The organism is Streptomyces sp. NBC_00234 (assembly GCF_036195325.1).
Lineage (GTDB): Bacteria > Actinomycetota > Actinomycetes > Streptomycetales > Streptomycetaceae > Streptomyces.
Genome location: NZ_CP108101.1, coordinates 1,608,965 through 1,628,487 on the forward strand (window position 1 = coordinate 1,608,965; position 19,523 = coordinate 1,628,487).

Consider the following 19,523-nt stretch of genomic DNA (forward strand, 5'->3'; position numbering starts at 1 on the left):
TCCGGACGGCCCTGTGGCCCCGGTGCGTCGCACCGGGGCCACAGGAACCGCACACGCCGCGCCGGGTGGCGGTCAGGAACTGTCGGCCGTCAGGTCCTCCAGGTCCTCGTCGAGGTCGTCCTCGTCGAAGACCGAACTGACGTCGAACCGGCACACCACCAGCTGCGGATCGGCCTGGTCGAAGGGGGCTCCCAGCCACTCCCCCGGCTCCGGAAGCTCGTCGGCGGCGGCGACCCAGAGCGTCGAGTCGCCCTCCTCCAGGCCGAACTCCTTGTGCCGCGAGGCGATCTCGTCCGCCTCGTACTCCCCGAAGATCACACCGAGCGCGGCATGGACGCTCGTACCGACCACCCCGGCGACATCGCCGCCGCGCTCGTCCGGGTCGAGGTCGGCGAGCCGCTGCGCCTGGGCGAGGAGCCTCGGAGGCTCCGCCACGGCGTAGTCGCGCCGGATCAGCACACTCAGCGCATGGGGCTCGTCCGGGCCCGCGTAGGGCGGCAGTGAGTCGTCCGCACCGGGAATCTCGAAAGGGGTGACCTCGTCGTGACGGTCGTAGAGCAGTTCGTCGTAGACCTCGGCCGCAGCGGCCAGTGCGTTGAACGCTTCGTAGACGGCGGGATCGTCGTCCCCGGTACGGCGTTCGACCGCGTCGAGGTGACGGTCGAGCGCGGTTTTGACCGCTTCAGCGGCGGCGCGTACCTCGGCAGCGGTGGGCTGCGCAGCATCAGACATGGTGCAGACGCTATCCGTACACGGGCTCTGCCCGCACAATAGATGCGATGCCGGAATACGAATTTGTCGACGTGTACGTGCCGCGCGGGGTGTCCCGCAAGGAAGCGACCCGCCTACTCACCGACCATGCCGAGTACGGACACTGGGAGTTGGACCGACTCACGCTGCGCCTGGACGGCAGCCGCAGAGTGCGGTTGCGGCGACGGATCATCCGCCAGCTACGGGCTACCTGGTGAGGCGGAGCGGGCCGCGCGGAGTCGCGCGGCCCGCTCCTTCTCACACGTGTACGCCGGTTTCGTCGTGCCGTTACGCGGCGCTGCGGGAGCGGCGGTAGAGCACCGTGCCCGCGCCCGCGAGCAGCAGGCCCGCGCTCGCCGGGATCAGCAGGTCGAGCCCGCCCGCACCGGTCTGGGCGAGCTGCTCGTCCGCGATGATCTGGGTCTCCGGAGCGTTGGGCTCGGAGGGACCGTTCACGGGCGGGTGGACCGGCTTGCCCGGGGTGACGGGCGTCTCCGGGTTCTCGGTCGGCGGGCTGACCTGCGCGTCGTTGCCGCAGTCGTTGCCGAAGACCGGGTTGAGCAGTCCACCGATGGTGACGCTGTTGCCGCAGACGTTCACGGGAATGTCGATCGGGACCGCGATGTGGTTGCCGGAGCCGATGCCCGGCGAGCCCTTGGCCTCTCCCTCGGCCGTGGCCGAGGGGGCGCGGTGCCGGCCGGTCCCCGGGCTCCCCGCGGTCCGGTCGGTCTCGTGGGCGGTGGATCCGTCCGCGGCGGGGCCGCCGGAGCCGTCGCCGCCAGGAGCACTGTCGTACGCGTCCTGCTCCGCGCCCGCCGATCCGTTTCCGCAGTCGTTTCCGGCTGCCGGGTTGAGCAGTCCGACGACGCTGACCGAGTTGCCGCAGACATTGACCGGTACGTCGATCGGGACCTGGACGGAATTCCCCGACAGCACCCCCGGGGAATTCGACGCGGAGCCGGCCGCTCCCGCGTCGGCGTGTGCGTAACCCCCACTCAGCGCGAGCACTCCGCCCGCCGCTGCCATGGTGATCAGGCCCTTACGTGTGACCTGTCGCATAGGTTCGTTTCCTGCCTTCTGCCTTCCGAAATACCCCCGGACGCGACCGCGCGAGGGCCGAATGCCCAGCGGCCCCGGAGTGCATGGCGCGCACTCCGGGGCCGACCGAGCTCAAACCCTTACGGGTTGACGATCAACGTCACGCGTTGACGCAGGTGTTGCCGAAGGCGGGGTTCAGGAGCCCGATCACGGAGACGGTGTTTCCACACACGTTCACCGGGACGTGGACGGGGACCTGGACGACGTTGCCCGAGAGCACGCCGGGGCTGCCGATGGCAGCACCCTGGGCGCCCGAGTCAGCGGCGGCCATACCCGCACCCGCGAGCACGAGACCACCGGTAGCGGCCGCGATGGCGGCAACCTTCTTGATCATTATTCCTCCTAGTTGGCAATGCGGTCCCAGCCGCGGACCGCATCACTTGTAACGAGGAGTACCTATGGGGGCTACGAGCGCCTGCCCGCTTTCACTCTTTCTGGTTATGTACGCACAGGCAGGCGAATCCCCGCGGAATTGGCTTCAGGAGTTGTCGATGAAGCGGTCGAGCACGCGCACCCCGAACTTCAGCCCGTCGACCGGGACACGCTCGTCGACACCGTGGAACATCCCCGCGAAGTCGAGCTCCGGCGGCAGCTTCAGCGGAGCGAATCCGAAGCCCCGGATGCCCAGGTCGTCGAAGGACTTCGCGTCGGTGCCGGCCGAGAGCATGTACGGCACGGCACGGGCGATCGGGTCCTCGGCCACCAGCGCCGTCTGCATCGCGTCGACCAGGGCGCCGTCGAAGGTGGTCTCCAGCGCCTTGTCCGCGTGCACGTCCTCGCGCTTCACGTTGGGGCCGAGGATCCGGTCCAGGTCGGCGAGGAACTCCTCCTCGTACCCCGGCAGGAACCGCCCGTCCACGTGCGCGGTGGCCTGTCCCGGAATGACGTTGACCTTGTAGCCCGCACCGAGCTGCGTCGGGTTGGCGGTGTTCTGGAGGGAGGCGCCGATGAGCTTGGAGATGCCGCCCAGCTTGGCGAGCGTCTCGTCCATGTTCTCGGGGTCGAGCTCGGTGCCCAGGGCGTCCGAGAGCTCGTCCAGGAAGTGCCGCAGGGTCTTGGTCACCCGCACGGGGAACTTGTGCCGCCCGAGGCGCCCGACGGCCTCGGAGAGCTCCGTGATGGCGTTGTCCTTGTGGATCATCGAGCCGTGACCGGCGGAGCCGTCCACGGTCAGCTTCATCCAGTGCATGCCCTTCTGGGCCGTCTCCACGAGGTAGAGCCGCAGCTTCTCGTTGACCGTGAAGGAGAACCCGCCGACCTCGCTGATGGCCTCGGTGACGCCCTCGAACAGTCCGGGGTGCTTGTCGACGAGGAATCTGGCGCCGTAGGTGCCGCCCGCCTCCTCGTCCGCGAGGAAGGCCAGGACGATGTCGCGCGGAGGCTTGCGGCCACTGCGCATGCGGTCACGGACGACCGCGAGGGTCATGGCGTCCATGTCCTTCATGTCGACCGCGCCGCGGCCCCAGACGCAGCCGTCCGCGATCTCGCCGGAGAACGGGTCGTGCGTCCAGTCGGCCGCGTTGGCCGGCACCACGTCGGTGTGCCCGTGGATCAGGAGCGCGGGCCGGGACCGGTCCTCGCCCTCGATGCGGGCCACGGTGGAGGCGCGACCCTTGTGGGATTCGAAGATCTGCGGTTCGAGCCCGACCTCGGCGAGCTTCTCCGCGACGTACTCGGCGGCGAGCCGCTCCCCCGGCCCCGAGTGGTCCCCGTAGTTGCTGGTGTCGATCCGGATCAGGTCACGGCAGAGGTCCACGACCTCGTCCTCGCCGGAGACGGTCCGCGCCGTGTTGGTCTCGCTCACGCTGCTTCCTTCCACTGTCGCTGTGGTGCTCCCCCACATCCTCCCGCGCCCGCCCCGTGGGCCCAAGGGCGCCCACCCGGGCGTCCGCCCTTCGCGCCGCCCCTGGCGTGATCGAGCACCCCCGAATGTTTGCTATGGTTTTCCACGTCGGAACGGGCCGGGCCCGCGAGACAGACACCTTGTCCGGGTGGCGGAATGGCAGACGCGCTAGCTTGAGGTGCTAGTGCCCTTTATCGGGCGTGGGGGTTCAAGTCCCCCCTCGGACACCACGGGTAATCCGCGGGTTACCGGAGAGTGCTGGTTGAGATTCGTCTCGACCAGCACTTTTTTGTTGTCCTGAGTGGGCTGCTTCGTGGGCTCCCGGCACAAGCCCCCCTTCGGACACCCGCAGGACGAATCACCGGTCGGGCTTCCGGGATCACCGGTGATTCGTCGCCCACCCGGCCTGATGGGCCTCCCGGGTGCGTCAGCGGATCGCGCGCCGAGGAACGAGCCCCTGGGCGCCTAGTTCGTCCAGGACGAGTGCGGCGTACTCGGTGGCCCCGCGCGTGGAGGTGTGGGTGTTGTCGCGCCGCTCGTTGTAGAGGTAGAGGGCCTTGGAGCCCTCCGGGCCGAGCTCCTCCACCCGCGCCCTGGTCAGGGCGGTGAGGTCGACGAGCGGGGTGTCGTGCTCGATGGCGAGCGCGCGTATCTCGGCGGGCAGGTCCACCCCCAGGCCGTTGACGAGGAGCGCGGTGCCGTTGTCGAGGGTTCCGTCGGCGTTGAACCAGCGGCGGACGATCGGCGTGACGAGGACGGGCTGCCCGCCCTCCGCCCGTACACCCCGGATCATCGCGGTGAGGTTGGCGCGGTAGGTCTCGCGGTCGGTCTGCTTGTCGTTGTGGGCGAGCTGGATCAGGACGAGGTCGCCGTGGCCGATCCGGGACCGGAGTGCGGGGAAGAGCGCCGGGTTGTCGAGGAAGGACTGCGAACCCTCCCCCGAATCGGCGTAGTTGGCGACGGTCAGCCGGTCGGTGAGGTACTGGGGAAGCTGTTGCCCCCAGCCGGAATAGGGGTCACCGGGCTGGTCGCAGACGGTGGAGTCGCCCGCGAGGAGGATCTGCGGCGTACGGACCGGAGTGACACGGAGCGCGGCGAGCTGCGGGGCCGTACCACCGAAGGTGAGGTCGAGCCCGGGGCTTCCGGCGGGTCCGGTCGGCTCGCCCTCCGGGTCGCGCACATCCACGGTGAAGCTGCGGCGCACGGTCCGGCCCGCGGCGTTCGGGGTCTCGGCGAGCATGGTTCTGCGCGTCTCGGCAGTGACACCCGTGGAACCGGCCTCCACGCCGCCGCCGAGAAGCGCCGAGACGCGGTAGGTACCGGGGGCTACGTCGAAGTGGCAGACGAACGGTGCGGTGCCGGTGCAGTGGCCCAGGCCGGTCGGGTCACCGTCGGCCCGTGCGGGGGCCGCGGTCAGGGCGGTCAGGGCGGCGGCCGTGGTGCAGGCGGCCAACAGGGCGGAAGCTGCTCGGCGCATGGAGGCGCTCCTCGGATCGAAGTCGGATTGAATGGATTCAACCGCAGGACCATACGACGAGTTGGTAAGCGCTATCTACAGGGCGGCGTGCGGCAACTCATCCGGTGACCGGTGGCGACAAGGGGATGGAGGCCGCCCTGCGGACGCGAGAAGCCGGGCCGCCTCCGCGCCAGCACCTCTCCAGGAAAGGACCGACTGCCGTGAGCAGCACCGGACGCCACCGCAGGACCCGTACCGTCGCCATCGCCGCCGCTGTCGCCGTCACGGCGGGCGCGGGAGGCGTCTGCCTGGGCCTCGCCCCGGATGATGCCGATGCCGCGGGAAGCACCGTCGTCGTATCGACGACCGCGGCGCTGCAGAGCGCGGTCGCCGAGGCCACGGCCGGCACCGTCATCCAGGTCCGCGGGGGTACGTACTACCCCACCGGCACTCTGAAGAGCACGGCGAACGGCACCTCCGCCGCGCGGATCACCCTCATCGCGTACGGCGGCGAGAAGGTGCGGATCGACGGCTCGAAGCTGGCCGCCGGATCCTGGCTGGCCGGGATCTACGGCGACTACTGGACCGTCCAGAACGTCACCTTCCAGAACTCCCCCGCTCAGGGCTTCGTCGCGACCTCGTCCGTCGGCGGCCTCTTCAAGAACGTGGTCACCGCGAACAACGGCGACTCCGGATTCACCCTGCGCGGCGACGGCACGACCGACAACCTCGTGCAGAATCTGGACAGTTACGGCAACTACGACGCCGCGAACCACGGCCAGAACGCCGACGGACTCGCCGTCAAGTTCGGTTCGGGCGAGGGCAACAGGATCACCGGGGCGCGTCTGTACAACAACGCGGACGACGGCATGGACCTGTGGCAGTTCGCGGGCCCCGTCACGATCGAGCACACCTGGGCCTTCGGCAACGGCAGGAACCGCTGGAACGACTCCGCCTTCGAAGGCAACGGCAACGGCTTCAAGCTCGGCGGCGGCGGTGCGGTCGCCGCGCACCGGGTGAACAACAACGCGGCCTGGGACAACACGCTCCACGGCTTCACCGAGAACAGCAACCCGGGCCAGATCCTCCTCAACCGCAACACCGCGTACGCCAACAAGGAATCCGGCTACTACGTCGCGACGGGCAGGGCCAGGCTCGCCGGGAACCTCGCCGTCGCCAACGGGGCAGGCCCGGCGGAGCTGGGCGGTTCCACGGTCTCGGCCGCCAACAACTGGGACGGCGGAGTGGCGACGCCCGCCTTCAGGTCCACCGATGCCGCCACCGTGTACGGCGCCCGCGGGACGGACGGATCGCTCCCCGCGACGGCCTTCCTGACCACGGGCAGCGACACGATCGGATCGACCATGAACTGAGTGGCACGCACCGCAGCGCCCCCGCCGGGTCCCGCCGGCGGGGCGCGCGAGTGTCATGCGATTACTGGTAGCTGATGTCCGAGGCCGTGAAGCGGCAGTACGTGCCGTCGGGGCCCGTACCCGTCTTCGGCGGCTCGGCGCCCGTGTTGTTGCCGGTGAACCGGTCACAGGTGGCGATCTTCTTGCTGCTGTCTCCGTGGATACGGATGTTGCGCAGCGCCGCCGTGTCACCGTAGTTGGTGTTGATGCCGACGATCGACTTGCCGGGGGCGGTGATGTCGACGTCGTTGACGATGATCGTCCGCTTGTACTGCGTCGAGCAGTTTCCGCAGGAGCGGACCAGCTTGCCGAAGTCGGACACCTGGAACTTGGTGACGACGAGCTTGCCGGCTCCGTTGAACTGGAAGACCTTGTCGGACGCCTTCCTGGCGCCGCCGCCGTACACCGTGTAGACGGAACCGGCGGACTTGCCCTTGAAGGTCGCGGCGTCCTCGCCGACGTCCTCCCACCAGACGTTCTGCAGCGTGCAGCTGCCGGCGCAGTGGATGCCGTCCGCGGCCGGGGAGCCGAGGACGACGTTCTTCAGGACCGCGCCGTCCTTCAGCTGGAATATCGGGTCCTGACCCTCGTCCTGGCCGTCGCCGCCCAGCTCTCCGCTGCCGTAGAAGCGCTTGAGGCCGCCGTCGTACGTGCCCGACACCTCGATCGTCGCGGACACCGCCTGCTGGCCCTTGGGGGTCGGCCAGGCAGCGGCGGCGCCGGCCGGCGACAGCATGACGTTGGTGGCGATCGCGGCACCGGTCAGCCCGACCGCGGCGGTCAGTGCCCCGATGGCGCGGCGCCGCGTCAGGCGCCGCTTGCGTCCCTTGCGCAGTTCGGATCGTCGACTCAGTTGACTCATGTGGTCCATTCCTCGGGTGTGGGGGTGACCTCTCGTTCACTGGTCGCCGCCGCCCGGCCCCGGGGTTGCCGCGGAATCGAGAATTCCTGGCGGCGCCCCCGGGCCTCAGTCCGAGGTCGGTGCGAAGTCGCCCCGCACGTCGTCCCGTTCGACCGGAGAGCCAGCGGCGGCGGCCTCGACCGCGTACACGTCGTCGCCCGCGTCCCGCTGTCCCTCGGCGTGGTTGTACTGCCCGGCGAAGACGTGCGCACCGGCCGGCACGGTCCGTCCCGGCCTGAGGGACCATCGGTAGACAAGGAAGCCGTCGTCCTCGTCCACCGACACGTCGAAGTCCTCGGAGGGCAGCGAGCGCCAGTTGCCGGTGTCCGCCACCCCGCCGGTCCGTGCGATGCGCAGCTCGACGGAGAGCGAGGTCAGCGGCTTCTTCGCCTTGACGGTGACATTGCTCTGCGCCCACTGCGAGCTGCTGCCCGGGTCGATCGAGCCGTCCGCCCACAGCAGGTCCGCAGCGGACGGGCTCGGCGAGGGCTCGCTCTCCGGGGTGACGGACGGGCGCTGTGTGTGCGGAGTCCTGGTCGGCCGCGGCGTGGGCGGGGCCGGCGGGCGGGACGTGCGGCGGGGCTCGGGGGTCGCCGACGGAGTCGTCGGTGCGGCCACGGGGGCGGTGGTCGTCGCCACGGTCTGCGGGCGCGGGTCCTCGTCGCTCACGGCGGAAGCGACGGCGTACCCGCCGACGGCGAAGAGGCCGGCCACGGACGCGGTCGTGCTCACGACACGCAGCCAGGACATCGCCGGCCTGTGGTCCCGGTGCGCCGCCGGGACCTCGCGTCCGCTCATGCCACGCTCCACCCGGGCACGCATGCGCTCCCGGTCGGGCCGGTGCAGGTACGCCGCGCCCCGCAGGCGGCGGCGCAGGTCGTCGTCCTTCATGCTGTCCTCCCTCCCGGGGCCGTGGCCCGGACCCGTGCCACTCCGGGGAGCGGGGTCAACTGCCGCTGCAGTTCGGCCATTCCCTTCGAGGTCTGGCTCTTCACCGTACCCACCGAGATCCCCAGCGCGAGAGCCGTGTCCTTCTCGGAGAGGTCGAAGGCGTGCCTCAGAACCACGCAGGCACGCTTGCGGAAGGGCAGTCCGCTCAGCGCCTTCTGTACGTCGACCACGGCAGGTACGTCCGGACCGTCCGTCACCTCGCTCTGGTTCGACCAGAACAGCGTGACCCTTCTGCGTTCGCGCACCGCGCCACGGATGCGGCTCCGCGCCATGTTGGCCACCACTCCACGGGCGTACGCGACGGGATACTCGGCGGCGCGCATCCGGTCCCAGCGGCGCCAGAGCGCGAGCAGGGCATCCGCTGCCAGGTCGTCCGCACCGGCGGCGTCGCCGGTCAGCAGGTGCGCGAGGCGCGAGAGTTCGGCGAAATGTGCCTCGAAGAAGGCATCGAACTCCCTGGTCGCGTCATCCACGGCCGCACACATGGGCACCTCGCTCACCCGAACCTGCGCTGTTCGTTATTTCGTACAACATCTGGAATGCCGAACGGCGAACGATAGGGGCGTGCACATCAGAGGTCAAACAGCCGACGGGGCACCGCTGTCCGGGCTGCGCCGACTCGGCAGGGGCGGCAACCTTCCGGCGGCCGGCGGCGACCAGGAGACGTATCCCCCACACCGAGGACGACGAGGTCACCATGTCCGGATCCCCGCATGTCTCCCGCCGGCGCCGCCGCCGGGGCCGCACGTTCGCCGGCGGAGTGCTCGCCGCCGCGCTCACCGTGACGGCGGGCGTTCTGGCGGCCGGCCGGCCCGCCGGGGCGGTCCAGGAGATCTCCGCGCCCGCCAACAGGGCCACGGCGGCCCTGGCCGCCGCCCGCGTGGCCGAGAAACTGGACCGCGGGCCGGTCGCCGTGCCCGCGAGCGGGGGCGTGCTGGTCACCTGGCGCATGCTCGGCAGCGACCCGGAGAGCGTGACCTTCCGGCTGTACCGCGGTTCCGCGCTGATCGCGGAGACCGGAAAGACCAACTTCCTCGACACGGAGGGAGGTTCCGGGTCCTCGTACGAGATCCGGGCCGTCGTGAACGGTGTCGAGCAGCCCGGCGAGAAGACCGGTGTCTGGGCCTCGGGCCGTCTCGACATCCCCCTCGACAAGCCGGCGGGCGGAACGACCCGGGACGGCGTCGCCTACACCTACTCCGCCAACGACGCCTCCACCGCGGACCTGGACGGCGACGGCGCCTACGAACTGGTGCTGAAATGGGTGCCGTCCAACGCCACGGACGTGGCCAACTCCGGTACCTGTACGGGGCCGACGGTCTACGACGCGTACGAGCTGAGCGGCAAGCGGCTGTGGCGCGTCGACCTCGGGACGAATGTGCGCAGCGGTTCGCACTACGACTCGTTCCAGGTGTACGACTACGACGGCGACGGCAGGGCCGAGATGGCCGTGCGTACCTCCGACGGCTCCAGGGACGCGGCGGGCACGGTCATCGGCGACCCGGCGGCCTCGCACCTCGCCGCCGACTGCGCGGTGCTGAGCGGGCCCGAGTTCCTGTCCGTCTTCGACGGGCGGACCGGCAGGGTGATGGACTCCGTCCCCTTCGCGCCCGCCCGGGGCGCCGTCTCCGACTGGGGCGACACCTGGGGCAACCGGGAGGGCCGGCTGCTCTCCGCGACCGCATACGTCAGCGGTTCCGCACCGAGCATGATCTTCAGCCGGGGCATCTACGAGCGCATCGCGATCGCCGCGTACGACTGGAACGGCACCGACCTCACCCGCCGCTGGACGTTCGACACCAACAGCTCCACCAACGCGGGCAAGGGCTACGACCGGCAGGGCAACCACAACCTCGCGGTCGCCGACGTGGACGCGGACGGCAAGGACGAGATCGTCTACGGCGCCATGGCCGTCGACGACAACGGAAGCGGGCTGTGGACCACCGGGCTGGGGCACGGCGACGCCCTGCACGTCGGCGACCTGGACCCGGCCCGGCCCGGCCTGGAGTCCTTCAACGTGCACGAGCACACCGACGCCGCCTACGGCTACGAGATGCACGATGCGAAGACCGGCCGGATTCTGTGGGGCACCCGGACCGGAACCGATGTCGGGCGCGGCATCTGCGCGGATCTGACCCGGAGTTACGCGGGTGCCGAGTGCTGGTCGAGCGGCGGCGGGTTCTACGCGGCCGACGGCACGAAGATCGGCGACGCGGTTCCGTCCTTCGGCGGCGCGGCCTCGTACAACTCCGCCATCTGGTGGGACGGCGATGCCAACCGTGAGCTCCTGGACCACCGCTGGTCGGGCACGGCGGGCTCCGGCTACGCCCAGGTGCTGAAGTACGACGGCTCCACCGACCTCAGCCGCATCTGGTACGACCAGGACGCCAAGTCCAGCAACTGGACCAAGGGGAATCCCGCCCTGTCGGCCGATCTCCTGGGCGACTGGCGCGAGGAGATGCTCTGGCGCAACGCGGACTCCACCGCGCTGCGGCTGTACACCACCCCGCACCCCACCGAGTTCCGGCTGCCCACACTGATGAGCGACCCCGCCTACCGGCTCGGGGTGGCCTGGCAGAACACCGGGTACAACCAGCCGCCGCAGGTCAGCTACTACCTCGGCACGAGGTAGTAGCACACGCGGCGCGCGCGGGGGCCGCGGCTCATTGAGATGATGGGCCGTAGCCACACCCCGCCCACGAGAGGGACAGACCAGTGACCGCCCCAGCCGGCCGGAGTCCGCACCGCGAGCCTTCCGGCAGCTTCCGGTGAGGGGGCGCGCGAAGCCGCCCGCCGCCCCGCTGCCGCAGCGGGACGGAATCGATCCGGTGCGCATCCGGCTGCCGGACGACCCCGAGGCCGTGCGCGGGACGGTCCGGGATCATCTGCTGGCGCGGTTCGGGGCCGCCATCGGGGCGGAGCGGGTGGACGCGATGTTCGCCGAGGGGCGGTTCGTCGGGGCCGACGGTGTCGCGGTGGGGGCCGACGAGGCGTACACGGCGGGCCGGTTCCTCTGGTTCCACCGTGACTTCGCCCCGGAGGAGCCCGTGCCGTTCCCGGTGGGTGTGGTGTACCGGGACGATCATCTCGTCGTGGCCGACAAGCCGCACTTCCTCGCCACCACCCCGCGCGGACGGCACGTCACCGAGACGGCGGTCGCCCGTCTGCGCCGTGAGCTGGGGGCCGAGCGGCTGCAGCCCGCGCACCGGCTGGACCGGCTGACCGCGGGCCTCGTCCTGTTCGTCGTACGGCCGGAGGAACGGGGCGCGTACCAGACGCTGTTCCGGGACCGGCTCGTACGCAAGGAGTACGAGGCGGTGGCACCGTACGACCCGCGTCTGGTCTTTCCCCGGACCGTACGCAGCCGGATCGTGAAGGAACGGGGGGTGATCGCCGCCCGTGAGGAGCCGGGTGAGGAGAACAGCGAGACCCGGATCGAACTGCTGGAGCACCGGGAGGGGTTCGGGCGCTACCGGCTGCTTCCGGCGACCGGGCGGACCCATCAGCTGCGGGTCCATATGAACGCGCTGGGGCTGCCGCTCCTCCACGACCCGGTCTACCCGGTGGTGGAGGAGGAGAGCGGGGCCGACGACTACACCCAGCCGCTGCAACTGCTGGCCCGGGTGCTGGAATTCACCGATCCGGTCACGGGCGGGACGCGCCGCTTCGAGAGCGGGCTGCGGCTCTCCGCGTGGCCGGACCGGTGAGCGCGGACCCAGGGCCTCTCGTTTGGATCATGCCGGGCTCGCGTGCCCTGGCGCGCGCATCCGCGGCGTTGTCGTCGGTCGCCGACGCTCCGCGTCGACTCCCTCCTCCGCCTTGCAGCTGCCCGCACCGGACCCCGCTCCCTGATCCGGCCTGATCCAAACGAAAGACCCTAGTGGCCGCGGGTGATCCACTCCTGGAGGTGCGGTGCCTCCGCGCCGATGGTGGTGGTGTCGCCGTGCCCGGTACGGACGGTGGTCTCCGCGGGCAGGGCGAGCAGCCGGTCCCGGATCGACGCGACGATCGTCGGGAAGTCGGAGAACGACCGGCCGGTGGCGCCCGGTCCGCCCTGGAAGAGCGTGTCGCCGGTGAAGACGGTGCCCAGCTCGGGGGCGTACAGGCAGACCGCTCCCGGCGCGTGACCGGGGGTGTGCAGGACCTGGAGGCGGATGCCCGCGATCTCCAGCTCCTGGCCGTCCGCGAGCTCGCCGTCGGGCGCGCGGTCCGGGTGGGTCTGCTTCCACAGCGGGAGGTCGTCGGGGTGCAGCAGGACCGGTGCACCGGTGGCGGCGGCGAGGGCCGGGGCGGCGTCGATGTGGTCGTTGTGGGCGTGGGTGCAGATGATCGCCCGCAGCGTACGGCCGGCGAGGGCCGCCTCGATGGCCGCGGCGTCGTGGGCGGCGTCGATCACGACGGCCTCGGTGTCGTCGCCGACGATCCAGACGTTGTTGTCGACGTCCCACTCGCCGCCGTCGAGCGCGAAGGTGCCGGAGGTGACCAGGTGGTCGATGCGCGCGGTCATCAGAAGACCACCACCGAGCGGAGGACGTCGCCGTCGTGCATCCGGGCGAACGCCTGCTCGATGTCGCCGAGGCCGATGGTCTCGGTGACGAACGCGCCCAGGTCGATCCGGCCCTGCTGGTGCAGGTCGATGAGCATCGGGAAGTCGCGCGAGGGCAGGCAGTCCCCGTACCAGGAGGACTTGAGCGAACCGCCGCGGCCGAACACGTCGAGCAGCGGGAGTTCGAGCTGCATCTCCGGCGTGGGGACGCCGACGAGGACGACCGTGCCCGCGAGGTCGCGGGCGTAGAACGCCTGCTTGTACGTCTCCGGGCGGCCGACCGCCTCGATGACGACGTCCGCGCCGTTGCCGCCGGTCAGCGCGCGGATCGCCTCGACCGGGTCGGTGGAGCGGGAGTTGACGGTGTGGGTGGCACCCATCGTCTTCGCCGTCTCCAGCTTGCGGTCGTCGATGTCGACCGCGATGATCTTCGCCGCGCCCGCGAGCCGGGCACCGGCGATCGCGGCGTCACCGACACCACCGCAGCCGATCACGGCGACCGAGTCGCCGCGGCCGACCTGGCCGGTGTTGATGGCCGCGCCGATGCCCGCCATGACACCGCAGCCGAGGAGCCCGGCGACGGCCGGGGAGACCTCCGGGTCGACCTTGGTGCACTGGCCCGCCGCGACGAGGGTCTTCTCGGCGAACGCGCCGATTCCGAGCGCGGGCGACAGCTCGGTGCCGTCGAGCAGCGTCATCTTCTGCGTGGCGTTGTGGGTGTCGAAGCAGTACCAGGGCCGGCCGCGCAGGCACGCGCGGCACTGACCGCAGACGGCCCGCCAGTTGAGGACGACGAAGTCGCCGGGCTCGACGTCCGTGACACCCTCGCCCACGGACTCGACGATGCCCGCCGCCTCGTGGCCGAGCAGGAACGGGAAGTCGTCGTTGATGCCGCCCTGCTTGTAGTGCAGGTCGGTGTGGCAGACACCGCACGCCTGGATCTTCACGACGGCCTCGCCGGGGCCGGGGTCCGGGATCACGATGGTCTCGACCCGTACCGGCTCGTTCTTCCCCGGTGCGATGACCCCTTGCACCTGCTGCGCCATACCGTGGTCTCCCTGTCTGCGAGGTTGTGAAGATCGATCACGGACAACCGTACGCCCAGGGGAATGTACCTCCGGCCCCCGCGGTGCGTGCCGCTCCGCGGGGGCCGCGCGTCGTTCTCAGTCCTCCGCGTCGTGGACCTTCCGGCCGCCTACGTAGGTCCGCAGGACCCGGGTGGCGCCGATCTCCTCGGCCGGGCCCGCGTACGGGTCGCGGTCCAGGACCACCAGGTCGGCGAGGGCCCCGGCGCGCAGCGAGCCGGTGTCGTCGAGGTGGTTCACGTGGGCCGAGCCCGCCGTGTACGCGGCGATGGCGGCCGTCAGCGAGATGCGCTCCCCGGGGAGGAAGACCGGGCCGTCGGAACCGGGAGAGGTCCGGTTGACCGCCGTGTGGATGCCGAGCAGCGGATCGGCGCTGCTGACCGGCCAGTCGCTGCCCGCGGCGACGGTGGCGCCGGAGCGCAGGAGCGCGCCGAACGGATACTGCAGGGCGGCCCGCTCGGCCCCGAGGAAGGGGATGGTCAGCTCGTCCATCTGCGGTTCGTGGGCGGCCCACAGCGGCTGGATGTTGGCCGTGGCGCCGAGCTCGCGGAACCGCGGGATGTCGTCGGGGTGGACGACCTGGAGGTGGGCGAGGTGGGGGCGGGTGTCGGTACGCCCGTTGGCGGTGCGGGCGGCCTCGATCGCGTCCAGCGCCTCGCGGACGGCCCGGTCGCCGAGAGCGTGGAAGTGGGCCTGGAAGCCGAGGGCGTCCAGTTCGGTGACGTACCTGCGCAGGTCCACCGGGTCGACGAAGCTGGTGCCGCTGTTCGTGGTGGCGCAGCCGCAGGCGTCGAGGTACGGGCTGAGCAGGGCCGCGGTGCCGGTCTCGGCCACACCGTCCTGCATGATCTTCACCGACCCGGCGCGGAACGGACCGGTGGTCAGCTCGGCCCGCCTGGCGACCAGTTCGGGTATCTGCTCGGCGCCCCGGTCGCGGTCCCACCACAGGGCGCCGACGACCCGGGCGGTGAGGGAACCGTCGCGGGCGGCGGCGAGATAGGCGTCGGCCGGATCGTCCATGGGGCCGTAGGCGCCGACGATGGCGTCCTGCCAGGCGGTGATGCCGAAGGAGTGGAGAATCCGCTGGGCCCGCAGCAGGGCGGCGAGGCGGTCGGCGGCGGTGGACCGGGGGGTGAGGCGGGCGACCAGGTCCATGGCGCCCTCCTGGAGGAGGCCGGTGGGCTCGCCCCGGTCGTCGCGCTCGATGCGCCCGTCGGCGGGTTCGGGAGTGTCCCGGGTGATGCCGGCGAGCTCCAGGGCCCGGCTGTTGACCCAGGCACCGTGGTGGTCGCGGTTGACCAGGAAGACGGGACGGCCGGGCACGACGGTGTCGAGCAGGTCGCGGGAGGGGGCGCCGCCCTCGAACGCCTCCATGGACCAGCCACCGCCGGTGATCCACTCCTGGTCGGGGTGGGCCGCCGCGTAGGCGTGCACGGCGGCGACGGCGGCCGTGGCCGTCTCGCAGGCCGTCAGGTCGCACTGGGCGAGTTCGAGACCGGCCCCGACCGGGTGGACGTGGGCGTCCTGGAAGCCGGGGACGAGCAGCCGCCCGGCGAGATCGACGACCTCGGTCTTCGGGCCGATGAGCTCGCGGACCTCGTCGTGGCCGACGGCCGTGATGCGATCGCCTGTGACGGCGAGGGTGGTGGCGCGGGTGCGGGCCGCGTCCATGGTGAGGACGGGGCCGCCGGTGAGGACGAGGTCGGCGGGTGCGTGGCGCATGACTGGTGACGTTCCGTTTCCGTGCGGTGGTCGTGGAGGAGGCAGGGGTGGGCCGTCAGGCCGCTTCGACGACCTCGGCGGGTCGCGTGGAGCGTCCGGTGACGAAGTACGGGGACTTCCTTACCCACTTGGCCCAGGCCGCCGCGATGACGCCGGTCAGCACCATGACCGCGGGGCAGAACAGCATGAACCAGCCGTTGTCCGGGCTGATCTCGAAGTGGTCGGCGGATGTGTAGAAGGTCCAGCACAGGTATCCGCCGAGGCCGAGCAGGAAGAGCGCGCTGAGGACGGGGAAGATCACGGCCCGCAGTGCCTCGGACCAGCTCTCGCGCAGGGCGCCGCGGAAGCGGCTGGCGGCTGCCAGGGCGGTCAGCGCGTAGTAGAGGGAGACCACGACTCCGATCGCGTTGACGGAGGCCATGATGAGGTCGCCGACCTTGGGGAGGACGAGGGAGAGGACGGCCAGGGCGGCGGCGACGCAGCCGATCGCGATGGTGCCGGCCGCCGGAGTCCCGTATCGGGGGCTGACCTTGGTCCAGAGCGGGCCGAGTGTACGGTCGCGCCCCATCGCGAACATGCCGCGGACCGTGGGGATCACGCCCGACTGGAGGGACGCGATGGCGGAGAAGGTGAGGGCGATCAGGGGAAGCGCGGCCAGCGGCTGGTCGGCGAGCCGGTCGCCGAAGTAGGTGAGTCCCTGGGCGCCGTGGCCGGTCAGCTCGTCGACGGAGAGCACGCGCTGGAAGGCGAAGGAGCCGAGCAGGAAGAGGCCGAGCATGGTGAACAGGGTGATGAGCCCGGCCCGGGAGGCGTCCTCGGGGTCGCGGACCTCCTCCGTGACGCTGAACGAGGACTCGAATCCCCAGTAGCAGAACACGGAGAGCAGGAGCCCCTGGGCGAGTTGCTGCCCCGACGGGATGGTGAACGGGTTGAGCCAGTCCAGGCTGAAGGGGTGCGGGCCGACGACGAGTCCGTATCCGCAGAAGCCGAGGAGTACGACGTACTCGAAGACCAGCAGGTACTTCTGGAGGCCGGCCGCGGAACGGGTTCCGATGATCGCGGTGAAGGTGACGGCCACCAGGATCACGATGCCGAGGGCCGTCGACTGTGCCGTGGAGTCGGGGTCGAGGGTGAGCCCCAGGACCTCGTGGAGGCCGCCCTCGGCGGCGAGTTGGAGGAGGGCGGAGCCGGTGACGGTCGTGGTGTACGAGAGGAAGACGACCGTGGCGACGATGCCGATCCAGCCGACGAGGAAGCCGAGCCAGGGGCTGAGCGAGCGGCCGACCCAGACGTAGCCGCTGCCCATGTTGGGCTCGACCCGGTTGAGCCGGGAGTAGGCGCTCGCGATGCCGAGGATCGGGACGAACGCGAGCAGCATGATGATCGGCAGATGCAGGCCCACGGCACCCGCGGTGACACCGAGGCCGATGCCGATGCTGGTGGTGGCGGCCGTGGAGGAGGCGGCGATGGCCACGCCGTCCAGGACGCCGAGGCTCTTGCGCAGGCTCTGCGGAGGCTGAGGGGACGGCGGGTCGCTGCCGTGCGGGGTGTGTGGGACGGTCACGGTCACTCCTTCACCTGGGGGCACCGTTCGGGCCCGATGGCGGCACATCGAACTCTGCGACGGGTTCACACGTCAACGTTGTTGTCATAAGGTGCCGCCATGAGTGCGAGGGAGCGGGTGGTGCCGGAGGGGGCGCGACGGCGCCGGCGTCCCACCAAGCAGGGCACGGTGCTCTCCGAGCAGCTGATCGTGGAGACGACGCTGCGGCTGATCGGCGAGCACGGGGCGGCGGCACTGACCGTGCGGCGGCTCGGCGCCGCGCTGGGGTGCGATCCGAGCGCGGTCTACCGGTACTTCAGGGACACGGACGAGCTGTTGCTGGCGGTGGCCGACGAGCTCATCGGCCGCACGTTGAACAACTGGCGCCTCACCGGGGACTGGCGTGCCGACCTTCGGGCGCTGGGTCTGATGATGCACGCGGACTACCTGGCGCATCCGCAGGCGGCGATGCTGGCCTGCGCCCGGGTGACCGGGCGGACGCACGAGGTGCGGTCGGTGGACGCGATTCTGGGGGTGCTGCGGGGCGCGGGGTTCCCGGACGCGGAGGCCGTGCGGATCTACCACGTGTTCATCGACCAGACGCTGTCGTTCGCCGCGCTGGACGCGTCGACCCTGGTGCTGCCGGTCCGGGCCCAGGAACTGGAGGCGCGGGCGTGGCGCGAGACGTACGCCCGGGTGCCGGCGGACACGCATCCGCACATCGCGGCGACGGCGGGGGTGCTGGTGTCGGAGATGGACCGCAGCGGGTATCCGGCGGCACTGGAGATGGTGCTGGCCGCGGCTGCGGGGCGACTGGCGCACGTACGGGGCGCCGGGGGCGGAGCGGTCTGAGCGCCGGCCCGGCTCCTACGGTGCCAGGACGTCGAGTTCGTGGAGGGCGCCCACCGCGATCTCCTTGGTGAGGCGCTCCGCGGCCTCCGCGTCGCCCTCGCGGACCGCTTCGGCCAGCCGGACGTGCAGGGTGACGGCGGCCGGGTCCGGGTCCTCGAACATGACCTGGTGGTGGGTACGGCCCGCCAGGACCTCGGCCACGACGTCGCCGAGCCGCGCGAACATCTCGTTGCCCGAGGCGTTGAGCACGATCCGGTGGAACGCGATGTCGTGCCGCAGATAGCCCTCCAGCTGCTGGCCGCGTGAGGTCGCGACCATGCCGAGGGCGCACTCCGTGAGGGCGGCGCACTGCTCGGGCGTGGCGTGGCGGGCGGCCAGGCCCGCGGCCACCGGTTCGATCGCCGAGCGCAGCACCGTGAGGGAACGCAGCTGGCGCGGGCGGTCGGAGCCCGCCAGCCGCCACCGGATGACCTGCGGATCGTAGACGTTCCACGCCTCGGTGGGCTGTACGGTCACGCCGACCCGGCGCCGGGACTCGACGAGGTGCATGGATTCGAGAACGCGGACCACTTCGCGTACGACCGTGCGGGAGACCTCGAAGCGCTGGGCCAGCTCGTCCGTGCGCAGCACACTGCCGGGCGGGAACTCCCCTGCGGCGATCTCCAGACCCAGGGTGTCCAGCACGTGTGTATGCAGCCCCTGGCCCTGTGTGGTCATGGCCACAAGCCTACGGGGCACACCCTGGGAACAATAAGTACGACGTTTATGTCACAGCCTCTTGAATAAGTCGTACGTAATAGGTTTCAGTAGCGCGACGGACCGATGTCGAAGAAGACAGCGAGGCACCAATGAGCACCCCCCACGTCGTCGTGGTGATGGGCGTAGCAGGGACCGGCAAGACCACGATCGGACCTCTGCTCGCCGCCGAACTCGGCGTTCCGTACGCCGAGGGCGACGACTTCCATCCCGCGTCGAACATCGCCAAGATGTCGGCCGGTACCCCGCTGGACGACTCGGACCGCTGGCCCTGGCTCGACGCGATCGGGCAGTGGGCGCACAGCCGGGCCGGTCTCGGCGGAGTCGTCAGCAGCTCGGCGCTCAAGCGCTCCTACCGCGACCGCCTGCGGGCGGAGGCTCCCGGTGCCGTCTTCCTGCACCTGACCGGCGACCGCGATCTCATCGAGCGCCGGATGGCGGACCGCAAGGGCCACTTCATGCCGACCGCGCTGCTCGATTCGCAGTTCGCCACCCTGCAGCCGCTGCAGGAGGACGAGGCGGGCGTCTCCGTCGACGTGTCCGGCACCCCCGAAGAAATATCCGACCGAGCCGTCGCCGCGCTGCGCCGGCTCGATATCTAAGGATCC

General features: G+C 70.9%; 19 protein-coding genes and 1 tRNA gene. 7 read left to right on the top strand and 13 right to left on the bottom strand.

Annotated features, from left to right (window positions below):
• Positions 1-72 precede the first annotated feature (72 nt).
• Positions 73-732 carry a hypothetical protein gene (locus OG230_RS06905; RefSeq protein ID WP_328909232.1) on the bottom strand — a complete coding sequence of 220 codons (660 nt, stop codon included), beginning with the start codon at positions 730-732 and terminating at the stop codon, positions 73-75.
• Between the two features lie 47 nt (positions 733-779).
• On the opposite strand from OG230_RS06905, the gene OG230_RS06910 reads away from it, so the two are divergent.
• Positions 780-968 carry a DUF5703 family protein gene (locus tag OG230_RS06910; RefSeq protein WP_185301746.1) on the top strand — a complete coding sequence of 63 codons (189 nt, stop codon included), beginning with the start codon at positions 780-782 and terminating at the stop codon, positions 966-968.
• A 70-nt stretch (positions 969-1,038) separates the two neighbouring features.
• On the opposite strand, the gene OG230_RS06915 is transcribed toward OG230_RS06910, so the two are convergent.
• The 3 genes from OG230_RS06915 to OG230_RS06925 form a co-directional block, all read right to left on the bottom strand.
• The gene (locus tag OG230_RS06915; RefSeq protein WP_328909233.1) at positions 1,039-1,809 is read right to left on the bottom strand and encodes a chaplin; all 771 of its coding nucleotides are present in this window, start codon (positions 1,807-1,809) and stop codon (positions 1,039-1,041) included.
• A gap of 139 nt (positions 1,810-1,948) precedes the next feature.
• A complete protein-coding gene (chpH, locus tag OG230_RS06920; protein ID WP_328909234.1) occupies positions 1,949-2,182 on the bottom strand; it encodes a chaplin ChpH in 234 nt (77 codons plus the stop codon).
• A 144-nt stretch (positions 2,183-2,326) separates the two neighbouring features.
• Positions 2,327-3,691, bottom strand: a complete 1,365-nt coding sequence (locus tag OG230_RS06925; RefSeq protein ID WP_443051507.1) for a M20/M25/M40 family metallo-hydrolase — start codon at positions 3,689-3,691, stop codon at positions 2,327-2,329.
• A gap of 142 nt (positions 3,692-3,833) precedes the next feature.
• On the opposite strand from OG230_RS06925, the gene OG230_RS06930 reads away from it, so the two are divergent.
• Positions 3,834-3,921: transfer RNA gene (locus OG230_RS06930), tRNA-Leu, on the top strand.
• Positions 3,922-4,118: 197 nt separating this feature from the next.
• Here the strand turns inward: OG230_RS06930 and OG230_RS06935 are convergent.
• On the bottom strand, positions 4,119-5,168 hold the full coding sequence (locus OG230_RS06935; RefSeq protein ID WP_328909236.1) for a rhamnogalacturonan acetylesterase: 1,050 nt from the start codon (positions 5,166-5,168) through the stop codon (positions 4,119-4,121).
• A 200-nt stretch (positions 5,169-5,368) separates the two neighbouring features.
• Between OG230_RS06935 and OG230_RS06940 the strand changes: the two genes are divergently transcribed.
• Positions 5,369-6,520, top strand: coding sequence for a right-handed parallel beta-helix repeat-containing protein (locus OG230_RS06940; protein ID WP_328909237.1), 1,152 nt, complete (start codon positions 5,369-5,371; stop codon positions 6,518-6,520).
• Between the two features lie 61 nt (positions 6,521-6,581).
• On the opposite strand, the gene OG230_RS06945 is transcribed toward OG230_RS06940, so the two are convergent.
• The 3 genes from OG230_RS06945 to OG230_RS06955 form a co-directional block, all read right to left on the bottom strand.
• Positions 6,582-7,421 (bottom strand): pectate lyase, encoded by an 840-nt coding sequence (locus tag OG230_RS06945; protein ID WP_328909238.1) that lies wholly within the window; start codon positions 7,419-7,421, stop codon positions 6,582-6,584.
• A 105-nt stretch (positions 7,422-7,526) separates the two neighbouring features.
• Positions 7,527-8,351 (bottom strand): hypothetical protein, encoded by an 825-nt coding sequence (locus OG230_RS06950; protein ID WP_328909239.1) that lies wholly within the window; start codon positions 8,349-8,351, stop codon positions 7,527-7,529.
• A complete protein-coding gene (locus OG230_RS06955; protein WP_328909240.1) occupies positions 8,348-8,896 on the bottom strand; it encodes a SigE family RNA polymerase sigma factor in 549 nt (182 codons plus the stop codon). Before OG230_RS06955 ends, OG230_RS06950 begins: the two co-directional genes overlap by 4 nt.
• 212 nt (positions 8,897-9,108) lie before the next feature.
• Here OG230_RS06955 and OG230_RS06960 point away from each other — a divergent pair, with 212 nt between their 5' ends.
• Together OG230_RS06960 and OG230_RS06965 are read left to right on the top strand one after the other, a co-directional pair.
• Positions 9,109-11,043 (top strand): rhamnogalacturonan lyase, encoded by a 1,935-nt coding sequence (locus OG230_RS06960; protein ID WP_328909241.1) that lies wholly within the window; start codon positions 9,109-9,111, stop codon positions 11,041-11,043.
• Positions 11,044-11,179: 136 nt separating this feature from the next.
• On the top strand, positions 11,180-12,118 hold the full coding sequence (locus OG230_RS06965) for an RluA family pseudouridine synthase (protein WP_328909242.1): 939 nt from the start codon (positions 11,180-11,182) through the stop codon (positions 12,116-12,118).
• 170 nt (positions 12,119-12,288) lie between these two features.
• Here OG230_RS06965 and OG230_RS06970 read toward each other — a convergent pair whose 3' ends face one another.
• The 4 genes from OG230_RS06970 to OG230_RS06985 form a co-directional block, all read right to left on the bottom strand.
• Positions 12,289-12,918, bottom strand: coding sequence for an MBL fold metallo-hydrolase (locus OG230_RS06970; protein WP_328909243.1), 630 nt, complete (start codon positions 12,916-12,918; stop codon positions 12,289-12,291).
• Positions 12,918-14,003, bottom strand: a complete 1,086-nt coding sequence (locus tag OG230_RS06975; protein WP_328909244.1) for an S-(hydroxymethyl)mycothiol dehydrogenase — start codon at positions 14,001-14,003, stop codon at positions 12,918-12,920. The genes OG230_RS06970 and OG230_RS06975 overlap by 1 nt, the downstream gene beginning before the upstream one ends.
• Before the next feature lie 117 nt (positions 14,004-14,120).
• Complete coding sequence (locus OG230_RS06980) at positions 14,121-15,764, bottom strand: amidohydrolase (RefSeq protein ID WP_328909245.1); 1,644 nt, start codon at positions 15,762-15,764, stop codon at positions 14,121-14,123.
• Positions 15,765-15,819: 55 nt separating this feature from the next.
• Entirely contained in the window at positions 15,820-17,376 is a 1,557-nt protein-coding gene (locus tag OG230_RS06985) for an APC family permease (RefSeq protein WP_443051577.1), read from the bottom strand.
• Positions 17,377-17,427: 51 nt separating this feature from the next.
• On the opposite strand from OG230_RS06985, the gene OG230_RS06990 reads away from it, so the two are divergent.
• Positions 17,428-18,159, top strand: coding sequence for a TetR/AcrR family transcriptional regulator (locus tag OG230_RS06990; protein WP_328909247.1), 732 nt, complete (start codon positions 17,428-17,430; stop codon positions 18,157-18,159).
• A 15-nt stretch (positions 18,160-18,174) separates the two neighbouring features.
• Here OG230_RS06990 and OG230_RS06995 read toward each other — a convergent pair whose 3' ends face one another.
• Positions 18,175-18,876, bottom strand: a complete 702-nt coding sequence (locus OG230_RS06995; RefSeq protein WP_328909248.1) for a FadR/GntR family transcriptional regulator — start codon at positions 18,874-18,876, stop codon at positions 18,175-18,177.
• Between the two features lie 131 nt (positions 18,877-19,007).
• On the opposite strand from OG230_RS06995, the gene OG230_RS07000 reads away from it, so the two are divergent.
• A complete protein-coding gene (locus OG230_RS07000; RefSeq protein WP_328909249.1) occupies positions 19,008-19,517 on the top strand; it encodes a gluconokinase in 510 nt (169 codons plus the stop codon).
• Positions 19,518-19,523 lie beyond the last annotated feature (6 nt).

Excerpts from the sequence above, each read along its gene's own strand:
- OG230_RS06905 (WP_328909232.1), bottom strand. The coding sequence starts at position 732 with ATGTCTGATGCTGCGCAGCCCACCGCTGCCGAGGTACGCGCCGCCGCT.
- OG230_RS06910 (WP_185301746.1), top strand. The coding sequence starts at position 780 with ATGCCGGAATACGAATTTGTCGACGTGTACGTGCCGCGCGGGGTGTCC.
- OG230_RS06915 (WP_328909233.1), bottom strand. The coding sequence starts at position 1,809 with ATGCGACAGGTCACACGTAAGGGCCTGATCACCATGGCAGCGGCGGGC.
- chpH (WP_328909234.1), bottom strand. The coding sequence starts at position 2,182 with ATGATCAAGAAGGTTGCCGCCATCGCGGCCGCTACCGGTGGTCTCGTG.
- OG230_RS06925 (WP_443051507.1), bottom strand. The coding sequence starts at position 3,691 with ATGTGGGGGAGCACCACAGCGACAGTGGAAGGAAGCAGCGTGAGCGAG.
- OG230_RS06935 (WP_328909236.1), bottom strand. The coding sequence starts at position 5,168 with ATGCGCCGAGCAGCTTCCGCCCTGTTGGCCGCCTGCACCACGGCCGCC.
- OG230_RS06945 (WP_328909238.1), bottom strand. The coding sequence starts at position 7,421 with ATGAGTCAACTGAGTCGACGATCCGAACTGCGCAAGGGACGCAAGCGG.
- OG230_RS06950 (WP_328909239.1), bottom strand. The coding sequence starts at position 8,351 with ATGAAGGACGACGACCTGCGCCGCCGCCTGCGGGGCGCGGCGTACCTG.
- OG230_RS06955 (WP_328909240.1), bottom strand. The coding sequence starts at position 8,896 with ATGTGTGCGGCCGTGGATGACGCGACCAGGGAGTTCGATGCCTTCTTC.
- OG230_RS06960 (WP_328909241.1), top strand. The coding sequence starts at position 9,109 with ATGTCCGGATCCCCGCATGTCTCCCGCCGGCGCCGCCGCCGGGGCCGC.
- OG230_RS06970 (WP_328909243.1), bottom strand. The coding sequence starts at position 12,918 with ATGACCGCGCGCATCGACCACCTGGTCACCTCCGGCACCTTCGCGCTC.
- OG230_RS06975 (WP_328909244.1), bottom strand. The coding sequence starts at position 14,003 with ATGGCGCAGCAGGTGCAAGGGGTCATCGCACCGGGGAAGAACGAGCCG.
- OG230_RS06980 (WP_328909245.1), bottom strand. The coding sequence starts at position 15,764 with ATGCGCCACGCACCCGCCGACCTCGTCCTCACCGGCGGCCCCGTCCTC.
- OG230_RS06985 (WP_443051577.1), bottom strand. The coding sequence starts at position 17,376 with ATGTGCCGCCATCGGGCCCGAACGGTGCCCCCAGGTGAAGGAGTGACC.
- OG230_RS06990 (WP_328909247.1), top strand. The coding sequence starts at position 17,428 with ATGAGTGCGAGGGAGCGGGTGGTGCCGGAGGGGGCGCGACGGCGCCGG.
- OG230_RS06995 (WP_328909248.1), bottom strand. The coding sequence starts at position 18,876 with ATGACCACACAGGGCCAGGGGCTGCATACACACGTGCTGGACACCCTG.
- OG230_RS07000 (WP_328909249.1), top strand. The coding sequence starts at position 19,008 with ATGAGCACCCCCCACGTCGTCGTGGTGATGGGCGTAGCAGGGACCGGC.